Origin of the sequence: Thermocatellispora tengchongensis (assembly GCF_014202315.1) — a bacterium.
GTDB lineage: Bacteria > Actinomycetota > Actinomycetes > Streptosporangiales > Streptosporangiaceae > Thermocatellispora > Thermocatellispora tengchongensis.
In genome coordinates this window covers 1-15,453 of record NZ_JACHGN010000022.1, presented here as the reverse complement: position 1 = coordinate 15,453, position 15,453 = coordinate 1, and the positions used below count along the sequence as shown (strand labels likewise).

14 protein-coding genes and 1 pseudogene are annotated in these 15,453 nt (G+C 72.4%); 2 read left to right on the top strand and 13 right to left on the bottom strand.

Features of this window, described 5'->3' with window-relative positions:
• Positions 1-33: 33 nt before the first annotated feature.
• The 4 genes from HNP84_RS38830 to HNP84_RS38815 all read right to left on the bottom strand — a co-directional run bounded on the left by HNP84_RS38830 (position 34) and on the right by HNP84_RS38815 (position 4,772).
• A complete protein-coding gene (locus tag HNP84_RS38830) occupies positions 34-1,422 on the bottom strand; it encodes an MFS transporter (RefSeq protein WP_185055045.1) in 1,389 nt (462 codons plus the stop codon).
• Positions 1,419-2,558 (bottom strand): zinc metalloprotease, encoded by a 1,140-nt coding sequence (locus HNP84_RS38825; protein WP_312926727.1) that lies wholly within the window; start codon positions 2,556-2,558, stop codon positions 1,419-1,421. Before HNP84_RS38825 ends, HNP84_RS38830 begins: the two co-directional genes overlap by 4 nt.
• Positions 2,559-2,833: 275 nt before the next feature.
• Complete coding sequence (locus HNP84_RS38820; protein ID WP_185055044.1) at positions 2,834-3,085, bottom strand: DUF3039 domain-containing protein; 252 nt, start codon at positions 3,083-3,085, stop codon at positions 2,834-2,836.
• A gap of 97 nt (positions 3,086-3,182) precedes the next feature.
• Positions 3,183-4,772 carry an MFS transporter gene (locus HNP84_RS38815; protein ID WP_185055043.1) on the bottom strand — a complete coding sequence of 530 codons (1,590 nt, stop codon included), beginning with the start codon at positions 4,770-4,772 and terminating at the stop codon, positions 3,183-3,185.
• 179 nt (positions 4,773-4,951) lie between these two features.
• Here HNP84_RS38815 and HNP84_RS38810 point away from each other — a divergent pair, with 179 nt between their 5' ends.
• Positions 4,952-5,593, top strand: coding sequence for a TetR family transcriptional regulator (locus HNP84_RS38810; protein ID WP_185055042.1), 642 nt, complete (start codon positions 4,952-4,954; stop codon positions 5,591-5,593).
• On the opposite strand, the gene HNP84_RS38805 is transcribed toward HNP84_RS38810, so the two are convergent.
• Both HNP84_RS38805 and HNP84_RS38800 read right to left on the bottom strand, forming a co-directional pair.
• Positions 5,586-6,164 carry a YqgE/AlgH family protein gene (locus tag HNP84_RS38805; RefSeq protein ID WP_185055041.1) on the bottom strand — a complete coding sequence of 193 codons (579 nt, stop codon included), beginning with the start codon at positions 6,162-6,164 and terminating at the stop codon, positions 5,586-5,588. The two genes, HNP84_RS38810 and HNP84_RS38805, sit on opposite strands and share 8 nt — an antisense overlap.
• A 108-nt stretch (positions 6,165-6,272) precedes the next feature.
• Positions 6,273-6,683, bottom strand: coding sequence for a hypothetical protein (locus HNP84_RS38800; protein WP_185055040.1), 411 nt, complete (start codon positions 6,681-6,683; stop codon positions 6,273-6,275).
• 895 nt (positions 6,684-7,578) lie between these two features.
• Here HNP84_RS38800 and HNP84_RS38795 point away from each other — a divergent pair.
• A complete protein-coding gene (locus HNP84_RS38795; protein WP_185055039.1) occupies positions 7,579-7,755 on the top strand; it encodes a hypothetical protein in 177 nt (58 codons plus the stop codon).
• 180 nt (positions 7,756-7,935) lie between these two features.
• Here the strand turns inward: HNP84_RS38795 and HNP84_RS38790 are convergent, their stop codons facing one another.
• The 7 genes and pseudogenes from HNP84_RS38790 to HNP84_RS38760 all read right to left on the bottom strand — a co-directional run.
• Positions 7,936-9,345 carry an NAD-dependent malic enzyme gene (locus tag HNP84_RS38790; protein WP_185055038.1) on the bottom strand — a complete coding sequence of 470 codons (1,410 nt, stop codon included), beginning with the start codon at positions 9,343-9,345 and terminating at the stop codon, positions 7,936-7,938.
• 116 nt (positions 9,346-9,461) lie between these two features.
• Entirely contained in the window at positions 9,462-10,091 is a 630-nt protein-coding gene (locus tag HNP84_RS38785) for a cytidylate kinase-like family protein (RefSeq protein WP_185055037.1), read from the bottom strand.
• A gap of 21 nt (positions 10,092-10,112) precedes the next feature.
• Positions 10,113-11,651, bottom strand: coding sequence for an aldehyde dehydrogenase family protein (locus HNP84_RS38780; RefSeq protein WP_185055036.1), 1,539 nt, complete (start codon positions 11,649-11,651; stop codon positions 10,113-10,115).
• 11 nt (positions 11,652-11,662) lie between these two features.
• Positions 11,663-13,387, bottom strand: coding sequence for a glyoxylate carboligase (gene gcl, locus HNP84_RS38775; RefSeq protein WP_185055035.1), 1,725 nt, complete (start codon positions 13,385-13,387; stop codon positions 11,663-11,665).
• Positions 13,384-14,256 carry a 2-hydroxy-3-oxopropionate reductase gene (locus HNP84_RS38770; protein ID WP_185055034.1) on the bottom strand — a complete coding sequence of 291 codons (873 nt, stop codon included), beginning with the start codon at positions 14,254-14,256 and terminating at the stop codon, positions 13,384-13,386. Before HNP84_RS38770 ends, gcl begins: the two co-directional genes overlap by 4 nt.
• An 82-nt stretch (positions 14,257-14,338) precedes the next feature.
• A complete protein-coding gene (locus HNP84_RS38765) occupies positions 14,339-15,184 on the bottom strand; it encodes a hydroxypyruvate isomerase family protein (RefSeq protein ID WP_185055033.1) in 846 nt (281 codons plus the stop codon).
• Positions 15,184-15,453: pseudogene (locus tag HNP84_RS38760) on the bottom strand (succinate--CoA ligase subunit alpha); the annotation flags it as partial. The gene HNP84_RS38765 and the pseudogene HNP84_RS38760, both read right to left, overlap by 1 nt.

Here is a 15,453-nt window from a genome sequence, read left to right as displayed (position 1 = left end):
CGGGTGGGACCAAAGTGACCGGGCGCGGCGGAGTCAGCGGGGGTCGAGGGCGCGGCCCGCGACCAGGGCGGCGACCAGGCCGAGGGCCGTCATCAGCAGCGTGATCACCACGAACGCCGGTCCGATGGCGTCGTGGCCGATCAGGTTGATCAGCGCGCCGCCCAAGCCGATCGTGAGCGAGGAGCCGAGGGTGTCCATCACCTGGAGCGCGGCGGAGTTGGCGCCCTGTTCCTCGTCGGGCGACTGGCGCATGGCGGTGACGTTGACGCTGCTGATGCCGAGGCCCATGCCGAACCCGGCGACGATCCAGGCGGGCACCGCGATCCAGCCCGACACGCCGGGCACGGCGGCGAGGGCGGTGAGCAGGATACCGGCGGTCACGGCGTACGCGCCGGGGCGGATCAGGCGGGCGCGGTCCACGTTGGCGCGGCTCTGCAGGAACGATCCGGCCGACCAGCCGAGGGCCCCGGTGGTGAGCGCGATGCCGGCGGCGCCGGTGGAGAACCCGCGTACGTCGTGCAGCAGCAGCGGGATGTAGGAGTTCACGCCGAAGAAGGCCCCGGAGAGCAGGCCGCGCATGACCACGGTGGTGGGCAGGCCGCGCCGCAGCCGCACCGCGCCCGGGGGCAGCAGCCGGGGCACGCCGAAGGCGAGCATCGCCAGGCCCGCGACGAGCGCGGGCACGCCGGCGAGGGGGCGCGTGTGCAGGTTGTCCACGCCGTACTGCACCGCCCCGGCGCCCAGTGCCGTGGCGCCGGCGGCCAGGGTCATGGCGAGCGGACGGGAGCGGGGACCGGCGGCGGGCGTGCGCTCCTGCTCGCCGCCGGCACGCAGGGCGGGCAGCAGCATGAGCACGGCCGGCACCACCAGCGGCACGATGCCGAAGAAGACCCAGCGCCAGCCGGCCGTGTCGGAGATCACACCGGCGAGCCCGGGACCGACGAGCGCGGGCACCACCCAGGCTCCGGCCAGCAGCGCGAAGACCCTCGGCCGCAGCACCGGCGGGTAGACCCGGGCGATCATGACGTACGTCGCGACGATGACGGCGCCGCCGCCGAAGCCCTGCACGGCGCGCGCCGCGATGAACAGTCCCTTGCTCGTCGCGGCGCCGGCCAGTGCCATCCCGGCCACGAACACGAGCACGCCGAGCAGGAACGGCAGCGCGTGGCCGCGCCGGTCGGACCACAGGCCCGCGACCACGTTCACGAACAGCCCGGCCATGAGGAACGCGGAGATGCTCCAGCCGTACAGGTCGATCGCGTTCAGGTCGGCGGAGACGGCGGGCATGACGGCGACCACCGACATGCCCTCGAAGGCGATCAGCGTGATGACGAGGAGGATGCCGAGGGTGGGCGCCCGGTACTGACGTGCGAAGATCCCGGCGGGGGTGTACGGAGCGTCAAGTGCCGATGGTGCTGTCACTCACCAAGTGTAGATCGTCCCATTCGTCCCCGATAAGTGGCCCATGCCGCCTCCATCCGCCGCGCCTGGCCCGCTGTGAACTCGCGCATGCAGGAGTCGTAGGCGTAGTCCATGAAGTTGTGGATCGGGTCGGCGCCGCCCCCCGGGCAGGTGTCCTTGGCGGGCGGGCAGCCCTCGGTGGGCTTGGCCTCGGGCGGGGTGTCGTCCACGCCGTCACCGGGCGCGGCGCACCCGTTCTCGAAGGTGTGCAGCAGGCCCAGCCAGTGCCCGATCTCGTGCACGGCGGTGTAGCCCTTGTTGAAGTTGGACATCGTGCCGCCGGGCAGGCTGCGCCAGTCCACCACGACCCCGTCCAGCACCGGGTTGGCGTTGTAGGCGTGCGGGTAGGTCGAGTAGCCCAGCACGAGGTTGTTGAGCTGGGCGATGTAGAGGTTGAGCGTCTCGGGGCCGCCGCGGCGCAGGCGCGACTTCATCTCGGTCTCGTTCCCCAGCGGGTCGGCGAACCACGCCGGGGAGCGCGTGGTCGTGGTCCCGTCGAGCCGGAACCTGATGCCGGTGTCGGCGCCCCCGAACCGGCCGCCGTACGCGGAGTTCAGGGTGGCGATCTGGTTCAGCACGCTCTGCCGCGACACCTGGTTGACGCCGTCGGTGATCACGTGCACCCAGGTGCCGACCGTCCGCGGCGCCCGCGCCGGCCGGTCCTCGTCGCGCTCCCGGCGGTGCTCGCGCGGCTCGGGGCGCTCGTGCTCGCGCACCTCGGCGATCAGCTTGGCCACCTCGGCCGGCCCCGGCGCGTACGGCTCCAGGCCCCGCACGCCGCCGTGGAAGGCGTGCGACGCGTGCCCTACATGGGCCGGATGCTCAGGATGCCCGGGATGCTCGGGGTGGGCTGGAGCGCCGGGCTCCGCGCGGTCGTCGGGCCGCATCGGCGCGCGGGCCGCCCCGGCGAGCCGGGCCGCCGTTTCCGGCGGGCAGGACTCCCGCGCCGCGCCCATCGCCATCCACCCGGGCCACCGGCCACCGGCCACCGCGGGAACGCCTCCCGTACGCGCGTCGCCGGCAGCAGCGGAGCCCTCCGCCGCCGCGACGGCGAGGACACCGGCGCCCGTACGCTCGCCGCCGCCGTTCGCGCGCACGCCAGCACCCGGCGGCGCGGGCTCATCTCCCTCGTGTCCGTCGCCCTCGGACAGGGCCGCGGGCCCCACCGTGAACAGGCATGCAGCGATGACGGCAACAGCGCGCCGGGCCATGCACTCCCCCGAGTGTTCGCATGTGCAGGTCAGGCGCCACCGCGGCGCCACACCCGAAGGTAACCCGGCGGGCGGCCGTCACCCGCGAGCAACACTCGTCATCGCCCGACGTTTGCCCAGGTCAAACCGGGGCGATGCCGTCAGCGGGAGGGCCGGCGGGACTACGACTGGCTGTCGCCCGGCTCGCCCTTGGGCAGGCCGTCGTAGATCTCCTTGCACTCTGGGCAGACCGGATACTTGCTCGGATCGCGGCTGGGCACCCACACCTTGCCGCACAGCGCGCGGATGGGGGTGCCGGTCACCATGCTTTCGGTGATCTTGTTCTTGTCGGCGTAGTGCGCGAAACGCTCGTGATCGCCGTCGTTCGAGAGCTTTTCCCGTACGTCGCCCTCGGGAAGGATCTTCGTACTCACCTCATTGAGTCTATTCCTCCTTCGGACCTCATCCGTCGCGGAACGCGCACGGCTCCCGCCTCGGCGAGGCGGGAGCCGTGCGTACGGGGGTGAAGCCTCAGCCCATGTGGACCGGGGCGCCCTCGGTCTTGCGGCCGGCCTTGACGAACAGGGCGAGCAGCGCGGCCACGACGGCGATGCCGGTGCTCACCGTGTAGCCGAGGTGCATGCCGTCCAGGAAGGACAGGTGCGCGGCCTGGGTGATCGCCTCCACCGCCTGCTCGGGCGTGCCGGGCTGGATCGGCGCGACGCCGTACGAGACCGCGCCCTTCATCGCCTCGACCGCCGCCGCGTCCGGGGCGGGCAGGCCCGCGTCGGTGAAGTGGCCGGGGAGCACATCGGCGACCCTGGCCACGACGATGGCGCCGAGCACCGCGGTGCCGAGCGAGCCGCCGACCTGCATGGCCGACTGCTGCATGCCGCCCGCCACGCCGCTGAACTCCTCCGGCGCGTTGCCCACGATGATCTCGGTGGCGCCGACCATGACGGGCGACAGGCCGAAGGCGAGCATCACGAACGGGATCGCGGTGTCGATGTAGGACGCGTCGAGCGTGAGCCGCGACAGCAGGAACATCGAGGCGGCGGTGATCAGCATGCCGACCGAGATCGTGATCTTGGGGCCGAGTTTGCCGATCAGGAACCCGGCCAGCGGCGAGGCGAAGATCATGCCCGCGCTCATCGGCAGCATGCGCAGGCCCGACTCCAGCGGGCTGAGCCCGTGCACTCCCTGGAAGAAGAACGTCAGGAAGAACATCGCGCCGAACATCGAGAAGGCCATCAGCACCATCAGCACGGTGCCGATGGACACCGACGGGTTGCGGAACAGGCCGAGCGGAACCAGCGGTTCAGCGGCCTTGCTCTGCCACCACAGGAACACGGCCGTCAGCACGACGGTGCCGCCGAGGAATGCCATCGTCCGGGAGTCGCCCCAGCCCCACTCCGGCGCCTTGATGATCGCCCACACCAGGCAGAACATCAGCCCGGACAGCAGCACCACGCCGAGCCAGTCGACCCGCGACAGGGCCTCGGCCCGGCTCTCCTTGATCACGAGCCAGCCGACGAGCAGCGCGACCGCGCCCACCGGCACGTTGATGAAGAACACCGACTGCCAGCTCACGTTCTCCACCAGCACGCCGCCGACGATGGGGCCGGCCGCGCTGGAGACGCCGATCGCGGCGCCCCAGATGCCGATCGCCATGTTCAGCTTCTCGGCCGGGAAGGCGGCGCGGAGCAGGGCGAGCGCGGCGGGCTGGAGCAGCGCTCCGAACAGGCCCTGCAACACGCGGAAGGCGATCAGCCAGCCGATGCCCTGCGACAGGCCGATGGCCAGCGAGGTGAGCGCGAATCCGGCGATGCCGATGAGGAACACGCGCTTGTGGCCGAACAGGTCGCCCAGCTTGCCGGCGGTGATCAGGAACACCGCCAGCGCGAGCAGGTATCCGCTGGTCACCCACTGCAGGTCGGCCAGGGACGCGTTGAGCTCCTCGCCGATCACCGGGTTCGCGATGGCCACGACGGTGCCGTCGAGCATGACCATGATCACACCCAGCGCGACGGCCACCAGTGTCAACCAGGGACTCCGTTGCCCCCGTACTCCTCCGGCTATGTCAGACGATGGCGTGGTATCCACCGTCTTGGCGTTGGCCATGAGGGTCCCCCCTTACCTCCGGAGCGGTCCAATGCCCCGTGCGCCCGCGTTGCGGACATTTCGTACGACTGTGCGCGAGCTAATTTAGTGACACAGACTGACAAAACACAACTGGTTAATTTCGTCACCCGCTGCCGTATGGCACACTGTGAACAGCCAGTTTCGAAGGGGTGACAGCCATGGGTCAGCCCGGCTTGCGGGAACGCAAGAAGCTCAGGACCCGTCTCGCACTGATCGACGCCGCGCTCGATCTGTTTCTAGCGCACGGGTACGACAGAACGACCGTCGAGCAGATCGCCGACGCCGTCGAGATCTCCCCGCGCACGTTCTTCCGCTACTTCGCCAGCAAGGAAGACCTCGCGCTGGACTACCTGACCGAGGTCGAGACGTACGTGCTGGCCGCCCTGGCCGAGCGGCCCGCGGACGAACCCCCGTTCACGGCGCTCGTCAACGCCTTCCGCACCGCCACGCGGAAGCTGGCCGAAAAGGCCGCCGAGGACACAGAACGCTACCTGAAGATCAGAAAGGTGCTCGAATCGACCCCCGCCTTGATGGGCAGGGCCATCGGCCGGAGCGCGCAGACGGAGCGCAGGATCACCGAGGTCCTGGCGCGGCGCCAGGGCACCGACCCCGAGCACGACCGCCGCGCCCAGCTCGCCGTGGCGTTCGTCGCCGCGGCCACCCGCATCGGCTTCGAGTGCCACGACGTCGGCACCGGCATGGGCGACCTGGTCGAGCGCGTGGAGGAGACGCTCGCCCTGGCCGAGGAGGCCATCCGCCCCGACTGGCACATCTGCCCGCCGCCCGGCGCCCTCAGTTGAGGGTGGGGTCGTCCGGGCAGGTCGCCACGAAGGCCAGCTCGCCCCGCTGGCGGCGCAGCACCGCCCGCCACAGCGACTCGGGGTTGTCGAAGAACGTGTCGCCGGGCTCGGCGTCCACGACGTACCAGGCGCCCTCGGCGATCTCCGCTTCGAGCTGCCCCGGGGTCCACCCCGCGTAGCCGGCGAAGATCCGCATCTGCGCGATCTCGCCCGCCAGGATCTCGGGGGGCGCGTCCAGATCCACCGTGCCCAGCCGCGACACCGCCGGGATCGCCGCGGCCAGCCGCCGCCACCCAAGCGGCTCCTCACCGCTCGGCACCGCCGCGAGCGCCAGCGCGCTGTCGGTCTGCACCGGCCCGCCCTGGAACAGCACGGGCGGCCCGCTCACCAACGCGTCCCACGTGGGCAGCACCTGTGTCACCGAGATGTCGCTCGGCCGGTTCAACACGACGCCGAGTGTGCCTCCGTCCTGGTCGTGTTCCAAGACCAGGACCACGCTACGCCGGAAGTTGGGGTCGTCGAGTCGCGGCGTCGCCACCAGCAGCCCTCCGACGTAGATCGCCTCCGCCATACCTCCATGATGAGGGGTGAACGACCGATCTCGCGATCCACCCCGGCATACACCCGGCGATGTTACGCATCGCACCGATCCGGGCACACTTCGCAACACGTCCACTGTTCACACCCGCCACTCCAGGACCGCCTCCATGCCCACGCCGCCTCCGGCCCCCGCCCTCTCGCGGGTACCACCGTGCCCGGGAGCCCGGACGCGCGTGCGCACATGGACGCCCCTACGCATGTGGATGCCCGCGAGCACTTGGATGCGCACGGGCACGCGGATGCGCACGGGCACGTGGATGCGCACGGGCACGTGGATGCGCACGGGCACGTGGATGCGCGCGGGCGCCTGGATGCTCGCGGCAACGTGGATGCGGCTGCCCACCCGGATGCGCCCGCGCACCGGGATGCCGTTGCGGACCCGGATGCGCATGCGCACATGGACCGGCGTGCACACCTGCACCCGCGTGCATTGGACGCGGACGCGGACACGCCTGCGCACGTGGACGGCCCGCGCCACGCTCACGGTCACGACCGCACCCCTCCTCGCCCTCGCCCCCACCACGGCCGCCACCGCCGCACCCCCACCTGCTCCGGCCCACGCCACGCCCCCGGCCACGCTGGCACCCACCGCATCCCCACCGCGCCTCGCAGGGTGGTGGTGGAGAGGTTCGGCGGCCACCCTGATGCCGCCAGAGCCGAGGGCGTGGGCGGTGCCCACAGCACGGCTGGTGCCCACAGCACGGGTGGTGCCATCAGAGCGAGTGGGGTCCTCAGAGCGAGTGGTGCCCACAGCGCGGGCAGTGCCGACAGGGCGGGCAGTGCTGCCGGGGCGGGCAGTGCTCACAGCGCGGGTGATGCCCTCAGGGCGAGCGGCGCCCACAGCACGGGCAGTGCCGACAGGGCAGGCAGTGCTGCCGGGGCAGGCAGTGCTGCCGGGGCGGGCAGTGCTCACAGCGCTGGTGACGCCCTCAGAGCCAGTGGCGCCCACAGCACGGGCCATGCCCACAGCGCAGAGCGCGCCCACCGCGCAGGTCGCGCCCACCGCGCAGGTCGCGCCCACCGCGCAGGTCGTGCCCACCGCGCAGGTCGCACCAATGGCGCCGACACCGTCACGCGCGTCCCCGCCAGGGCCGACTACGCGGGCAGTGCCCACAGCGCGGGTGATGCCCTCAGGGCGAGTGGCGCCCACAGCACGGGTAGCGCCGAGAGCGTCACGCGTGTCCCGGCCCGCGTTGCGCCGGGCCGCACTACCGGCCGCGGTGGTCCCCGCCTGGGCGAGGGCGGTGACGGCGGGTGGGCGGCGGCCCCCGCAGCCGTCCGCCGCTTGGTGGTGGAGGAGGTCGGCGGCGGCGCTCAACGGCGTACCGACCGGCGTCCTAGCGCACGCGACACCTACACCGACACCCACGACGGCTCCGGCCGGGGTGCCGGGGATAGGGCTCGCGGCCAAGCTGGCGACGGCGGGTGGGCTGGTGCTGATGGGCGGGCTGCTGTGGTGGCTGGGCGGAGTGTGGCCGCGGCATGCCCCGGACACACCGCCCCGCATCATCCGCTCCCCGTACGCGGCCCGCCGCTACCCGGGCATGCCGCTGGACCGGTAACCGGTCCTGCGCCCCGGCCAGGCCGCCGACCCCGGCACCCCGCGCCCTCAGCACACCGCAGGCCCGGCATCCGGCCCCACACCGCCGGACCGGCACGCCGACCCAACACCCTGCGGCCATGCCGCCAAACCGGTAGCCGACCCTGTGCCCCGGTCATGCCGCCGGGCCCGGCGGACGGTCCTACGCCTCGGTCATGCCGCGTGGACGGCCGCCCGCCGACTCGCGCACCGCCGCTGCCACCGCGGTCGCGACGTCGGGGTGGAAGACGCTGGGGATGATGTAGTTCGGGCCGAGTTCCTCCTCGGTGACCACGTCGGCGAGGGCGTGGGCGGCGGCGAGGAGCATCTCCTGGGTGACGCCGTCGGCCTGGGCGTCGAGCAGGCCGCGGAAGACGCCTGGGAAGGCCAGCACGTTGTTGATCTGGTTGGGGAAGTCGGAGCGGCCGGTGGCCACCACCGAGGCGTGTTCGCGGGCCTCGTCGGGTGAGACCTCGGGCTCGGGGTTGGCCAGGGCGAACACCACCGCGCCCTCGGCCATGGTGGCCACGTCGTCGCCGGTCAGGATGCCGGGGGCCGAGACGCCGATGAACACGTCGGCGCCCTTGACCGCGCCGCGCAGGTCGCCGGAGTAGCCGTCGGCGTTGGTGTGCTCGGCGATCCAGCGCAGGGAGTCGTCCAGGTCGTCGCGGCCCTGGTGCACCGCGCCGAGGTAGTCGCACACGATCACGTGCCGGGCCCCGGCGGCCAGCAGCAGGCGCAGCACCGCCGTGCCGGCCGCGCCCGCGCCGGCCATGGTGATGCGGACCTCGGGCAGCTCCTTGCCGACGACGCGCAGCGCGTTGGTGAGCGCGGCGAGCACGCAGATGGCGGTGCCGTGCTGGTCGTCGTGGAAGACCGGGATGTCCAGCAGTTCGCGCAGGCGCCGCTCGACCTCGAAGCAGCGCGGGGCGGAGATGTCCTCCAGGTTGATGCCGCCGAAGCCGGGCGCGATCACCTGGACGGCGCGGACGATCTCGTCCACGTCCTGGGTGTCCAGGCAGATCGGCCAGGCGTCGATGCCGGCGAACCGCTTGAACAGCGCGGCCTTGCCCTCCATGACCGGCAGCGCGGCGGCCGGGCCGATGTTGCCCAGGCCGAGCACCGCCGAGCCGTCGGTGACGACGGCGACGCTGTTGCGCTTGATGGTCAGGCGGCGGGCGTCCTCGGGGTTGCGCGCGATGGCCATGGAGACCCGGGCGACGCCGGGGGTGTAGGCCATGGACAGCTCGTCGCGGTTGCGCAGCGGCACCTTGGACTGCATCTCGATCTTGCCGCCGAGGTGCATCAGGAAGGTGCGGTCGCTGACCTTGTGGATCACGACGCCCTCGACGGCGTCGAGCTGGTCGACGATCGCCTGGGCGTGGTCGGTGTCGCGGGCGGCGCACGTGACGTCGATGCGGAGCTTCTCGTGACCGGCGGTGGTGACGTCGAGCGCGGTCACCACTCCTCCGGCGGACTCCACGGCGTGGGTGAGCTGGCTGACTGCCTTGCCGCCGGCAGGCACCTCCAGCCGGACGGTGATGGAATACGACACGCTGGGCACGGTGGCCACGTCAACCCGCTCCTTCGCGCCTGACCTGGTTGCAATTCCTTTATGGTGCCACGTGTTCATAGCGGTCGCTCCACGCTCGCGATGACGGCTCCCGGGAAATCTTTCGGCCGATCGGCTCAGCCGATGGCCTCGGCCGCGGTGACGATGATCTCCACGCACGTGGGCACGGGGATGCGGGTGCTGTCGAGCACCAGGTGGTACATGGTCGGGTCGGCCGGGTCGGCGCGGTAGAAGTGCCGCACGTACGCGGTGCGGGCGCGGTCGTTGTCCTCGACGATGTGGCGGGCCTCCCGCTCGTCGATGCCGAAGAAGGCGGCGGTCTGGCGCACGCGGCGCTCCAGCGGGGCGTCCAGGCGCACGTGCAGGGCGCCGGGGAAGGCGGCGAGCACCTGCGCGCCCGCGCGGCCGAGGATCACCCCGCCGCGGGTGCGCGCGGTGGTCTGGATCACCCGCTCGGTGTGCGCGACGAACTCCTCCGGCGGCGTCGGCATCGCCCCTGGCAGGTAGGTGTCGACGCCGCCGAAGGTGACGGTGGGCAGGCGCATCGCCCCGGCGAGCAGCCGGCCGAGGCCGTGCTCGGCGCGGTCGTCGTGGGCCAGGACCTCATCGAGGGTGCAGCCGAGCTCCTTGGCCACGGCGCCGGGGATCGCCCGGTCGACGAACGGCACGCCCAGCATTTCGGCGACGGCCGGGCCGATCACGCTGCCGGCCGTGCCGTACGTCGCGGAGATGGTGACGACGCGCACACCGAATATCTACCCTCCGCGTTACGGTTGCAGCGTGTAACCGGGAAAGTTTCCCGGCAGCCTCTCTCCCTCGGGCCCCTGGGTCACCGCGCGCACCAGCAGCTCGCCGCCCACGAAGGCGCCCCGCCACGAGGCGCCCAGGCCGCCGAACAGCTCCTCGCGGTCGCCGCGCGAGCGGGGCCGGTTGACGCCGACCTTGAACGCGCGCACCTCGGCGGCCAGCCGGGCGGCCGTCGCCTCGTCGCCGCAGGAGATCGTCGCGACGAGCGCGCCGTTGCTGGCGTTCATCGCGGCCAGCAGCTCGGCCTCGGTGTCCACCACGACGATGGTGTCCACCGGCCCGAACGGCTCGGCGTGGAACAGCGGCGAGGAGCGCGGCGGCGCCAGGACGGCCACCGGCGCGAAGTAGGCCGAGGTGTCCTGGCCGGGCAGGAACCGGCCGTCGGCGAGCGAGCCGCGGTAGAGCGGCACGCCGCCCTTGTTGATCGCGTCCTCCACCTGGTCGGCCAGCTCCTTGGCCTTGGCGTCGTTGATCAGCGGCCCGAAGTCGAGGTCGGGCAGCGGGTCGTCGGGCGACTCCACCGCGAGCGGGTGGCCGAAGCGCACCGAGGAGATCGCCGGCAGGTAGGCGGCGAGGAAGTCGTGGAAGAGTCGCCGTTGCACCACGAACCGCGGGTAGGCGGTGCAGCGCTGCTTGGCGTAGTCGAACGTGGCGCGGATCTGCCGTCCCAGGGTCTGCCAGTCGTCGTAGTCCCACACGCCCCAGCAGTTCAGGCCCTCCTGCTCCAGGATGTGGGCCCGGCCGAGGTCGGCCAGCGACATGGCGATCTGGGCGCCGGTGTCGCGCCCGCCGACGAAGGACACGCAGCCCAGCTCGTGGCCGCGGACGAGCGCCGGGGACAGCTCGGCGCCGCTGCCGCTGACCAGGGTGATGGGCAGCCCTTCGCGTACGGCGAGCGCGCAGGCCAGGGTGAGGCAGGACACGCCACCGTCGGTCGGGGTCTTGGCGATCGCGGCGTTGCCGGCCAGGATCTGCACCAGCATGGCGTGCATGAGCACGCTCATCGGGTAGTTCCAGCTCGCGATGTTGCTGACCGGGCCGGGCAGCGGCGCCCGCCCGGCGAGCATGCGGTCGATCTCCTGGACGTACCACCGCACGCCCTCGATGCACCGGTCCACGTCGGCGGTGGCCAGCCGCCACGGCTTGCCGATCTCCCAGACCAGCAGCAGCGACAGCAGGTCGCGGTGCTCGGTGAGCGCGTCGAGGACCGCGCTCACGCGGGCCTTGCGCTCGGCGAGCGGGGTGTGCCGCCATTCGCGGTGCTGGTCGAGCGCCCCGCGTACGGCGCGCGCCGCCGCGGCCCGGTCGAGCCGGGGCGGCCCGGCGATGGCGGTGCGGTCAAGGGGTGACACGTCGAGTGTCGGCCGTCCGTCGCGCTGCCACATGCCGCCCCAGTGGTTGAGCACTCGGTCGTCGTGGAACGCCTCGGGCGCGAGCGTGACGCAGGCCGAGTACGCCTCCTGCCAGCCCGTGCCGGGCTTGAGCCTCAGTTCGGACACCGCGCCTCCCGTCAGTCGGACCAGTCGATGGCGGACACCAGCTCGGGCAGCGGCTCGAACTCCTTGATCGCATCGAGCGAGGGCCCCATCGCCGCGTTGGCCTCGCGCTCCACCATGACCTCCACCAGGACGGGCAGGCGCTGCCGCTCGGACTCGGCGGTGGCCCAGGCCAGGGCGTCGCGGATGTCGCCGGGGGCCTCCACCCTGCGGGCGGGGCAGCCGAAGGCGTCCATGAGCTTGACGTGGTCGATGCCGCCCTCGCCGTAGTGCAGATCGACCGCGTAGTTCATGTCGTAGGGGATCTCGGCCTGCCTGATCAGCCCGAGATACTCGTTGTTCACCATGACGATCACGAACGGGATGTTGTACTGCGCCGCGACCGCGATCTCCTCCATCAGGAACTGGAAGGAGTAGTCGCCGGCCACCACCACGACCTGCCGATCGGGATGGGCGGTCTTGACCCCGATCGCGGCCGGCACCTCCCAGCCCAGCGGCCCGGCCTGGCCGCACACCAGGTAGTGGCGCGGCAGGTAGGTGCGCTGGAACTGGCCCGACCAGATCTGGTAGAGCCCGATGGCGGTGACGAAGGTGGTCTCGGGGCCGTAGAACTCGTTCAGCTCGCGGTAGACCCGGGGCGGCTTGATCGGCACCTCCTCGAAGTCGTCGCGGCGCGGCAGCGAGCGGCGCAGCTCGCCGACCCGCTTGACCCACTTGCCGGGCTTGCGGCGCCGGGTGCGCACCTGGGCCTCGGCGGCCATCGCGGCCAGCACCGGCCGGGCGTGCCCGACCACGCCCAGGTCGGGCTCGAAGACCTTGCCGATCTGGGTGGGCTCGATGTCCACGTGGATGAACCTGCGGCCGCGGCGGTAGGTCTCCAGGTCGCCGGTGTGGCGGTCGCCGAAGCGGGCGCCGACGGCCAGCACCAGGTCACTCTCCAGGAACGCGGCGTTGCCCCAGCGGGTCTGGGTCTGCAGGCCGGCCATACCGGCGAACAGCGGGTCGTCCTCGGGGAAGGCGCCCTTGCCCATCAGGGTCACCTGGACCGGCACCTGGAGGTGGGCGGCCAGCGCGCGCAGCTCGTCGGCGGCCTCGGCGATGATCACGCCACCGCCGGCCAGGATCAGCGGGCGCTCGGCGGCCAGCAGCATCTCGATCGCCGCCTGCACGGCCTGCTGGCGGGGCTGGGGCACCTCGACCGGGAGCGGGCCGTCGAGCGCCGGGTCGTACAGGCAGGTGCCGCGCTGCACGTCGATCGGCAGGTCGATGAGCACCGGCCCGGGGCGGCCCGACCTGGCCACCCGGAACGCCTCGCGGAACACCCACGGCACCTGGGCGGACTCCTTGACCTGCACGGCCCACTTCGTGACCGGCTTGGCGATCTCCACGATGTCGACCGCCTGGAACGCCTCCTGGTGCAGCTTGGCCCGCTCGGCCTGGCCGGTGACGCAGATGATCGGGATCGAGTCGGCCAGCGCGGTGTAGAGACCGGTGATCATGTTGGTGCCGGCCGGCCCGGAGGTGCCGACGCAGATGCCGACGTTGCCGGTCGCCCGCGCCCAGCCGTCGGCGGCGTGGGTGCCGCCCTCCTCGTGGCGCACGGTGATGTGCCGGATCGGGCTGTCGAGCAGGGCCGCGTAGAACGGCAGGATCGCCGCGCCGGGGATGCCGAAGACGGTGTCCACCCCCTCGGAGGCGATGACCTCCACCGCCGCCCGCATGCAGGGCACTCTGTTCATCGGTTCATCCTCTCGATCACCTTCAGCAGGGCCGAGTGGTCGAGTGAGCCGTGGCCCTGTGCCCGCGCGGCCGCGATGAGCTGGGCGACCAGGCCGGTCATGGGCAGCGCCACCCCGGCCTCGCGCGCGGCGGCCACCGCGATGCCCATGTCCTTGTGGTGCAGGTCGATGCGGAAGCCGGGCTTGAACTCCCGGTTGATCATGGTCTCGCGCTTGAGGTCGAGGATGCGGCTGCCGGCGAGCCCGCCCGCGAGCACGTCCATGCCCTTGCGCGCATCGACGCCCGAGGACTCAAGCAGCACGATCGCCTCGCTGACCAGGGCGTAGACGCCGCCGACCACGAGCTGGTTGGCGGCCTTGACGGTCTGGCCGGCGCCGGCGGGGCCGACGTGCACGATCGTGGTGCCCAGGACCTCCAGCACCTGCCGCGCCGCCTCGAAGTCGGCGGCCTCGCCACCGACCATGATCGACAGCGTGCCGTCGATCGCGCCCTTCTCGCCGCCGCTCACCGGCGCGTCGAGCGCCCGTACGCCCCGCGCGGGCGCGGCCTCGGCCACGCGCCGCGACGTGTCGGGGCGTACGGTGCTCATGTCGATGTAGAGGGTGCCGGGCTTGGCGTTCTCCAGTACGCCGTCAGGCCCGAGGGCGACCTCCTCCACGTGCGGCGAGTCGGGCAGCATGGTGATCACCACGTCGGCCCCCGCCACCGCGTCGGCCACGCTCGCGGCGGCCTGCCCGCCGGCTTCGGTGAAGCGCTTGACCGACTCCTCAACCAGGTCGAACCCGGTGACCGTGTAGCCGGCCCGGATCAGGTTGGCGGCCATGGGCCCGCCCATGATGCCGAGCCCGACGAACCCGACGCAGTTCACCGCGCCTCCCGTGGGATCGGCCGGACGGCTCGGCGGGGTTCCCGCGCCGCCGCGGCGGCGCGGAGCTGGGGGGTGTGCTGGTTCACGCGGTCTCCTTGGTGACTCCGGAGAGGCGGTCCTCGATGGCGGCCAGGTGGCCGCGGAGGGCGGGCAGCCAGCCGAACTCGGCGGCGCTGGGGCCGCCCGGCTTGAACTCCAGCCCGACGTGCCCCCGGTAGCCGCGGGCGGCCAGGGCGGCGAGCACGCGGTCGTAGGGGATCTCGCCGGTGCCGGGCCGGCCGCGGCCGGGGGCGTCGGCGATCTGGACGTGCCCGAAGCGGTGGGCGTCGCGCTCGATGAGCGCGAACGGGTCTTCGCCCATGCGATACAGGTGGTAGAAGTCGGCCAGGAACGCCACGTTGGGCGCGGCGACCCGGTCGATGAGCTCGAACGCCGCCGCCGATGAGGTGACCGGGTAGGCCGGGCTCTCGTAGGAGTTGAGCGCCTCGACCACCACGGTGGCGCCGATCCGCTCGGCCGCCTTGGCGGCCAGCGACAGGTTCTCGATCGCGACCGCGCGCTGCGTCTCGGGCGCGACGCCGGGCTCGGCGTTGCCGTAGAGGGCGTTGAGCACCGTGCAGCCCAGCGACTCGGCCAGGCCGACCGCCACGTCGATGTTGTCGCGGAACCTGGCCGCGTCGCCGGGGCGCGAGAGCAGCCCGCGGTCGCCGGCGGCCATGTCGCCGGCGTCGAAGTTCAGCCCAACCAGGCGTACGCCCGCGTCGCGGATCGCCCGGACGAGGGCGTCGAGCTCGCGGTCGGCGGGCGCCGGCCCGTCGAAGGGCCACCACAGCTCCACGGCGTCGAAGCCGGCCGCGGCGGCGGCAGCGGGGCGTTCGAGCAGGGGCAGCTCGGTGAACAGGATGGACAGGTTGACGTCGAACCGCATTACGCCCCCATGCCGAGGGCGGCGGCCGGTCCCGTGGCAGCCGATCCGGTGAGGATCTCGCGCATGAGGCGGGCGGTCTCGCTCGGGGTCTTACCGACCCGCACCCCGACCTTCTCCAACGCCTCCTTCTTCGCCTGCGCCGTACCCGCCGACCCGGACACGATCGCCCCCGCATGCCCCATCGTCTTACCCTCAGGCGCGGTGAACCCCGCCACATACGCCACCACCGGCTTGCTCACCGACTTCTCGATGAACGCCGCCGCACGCTC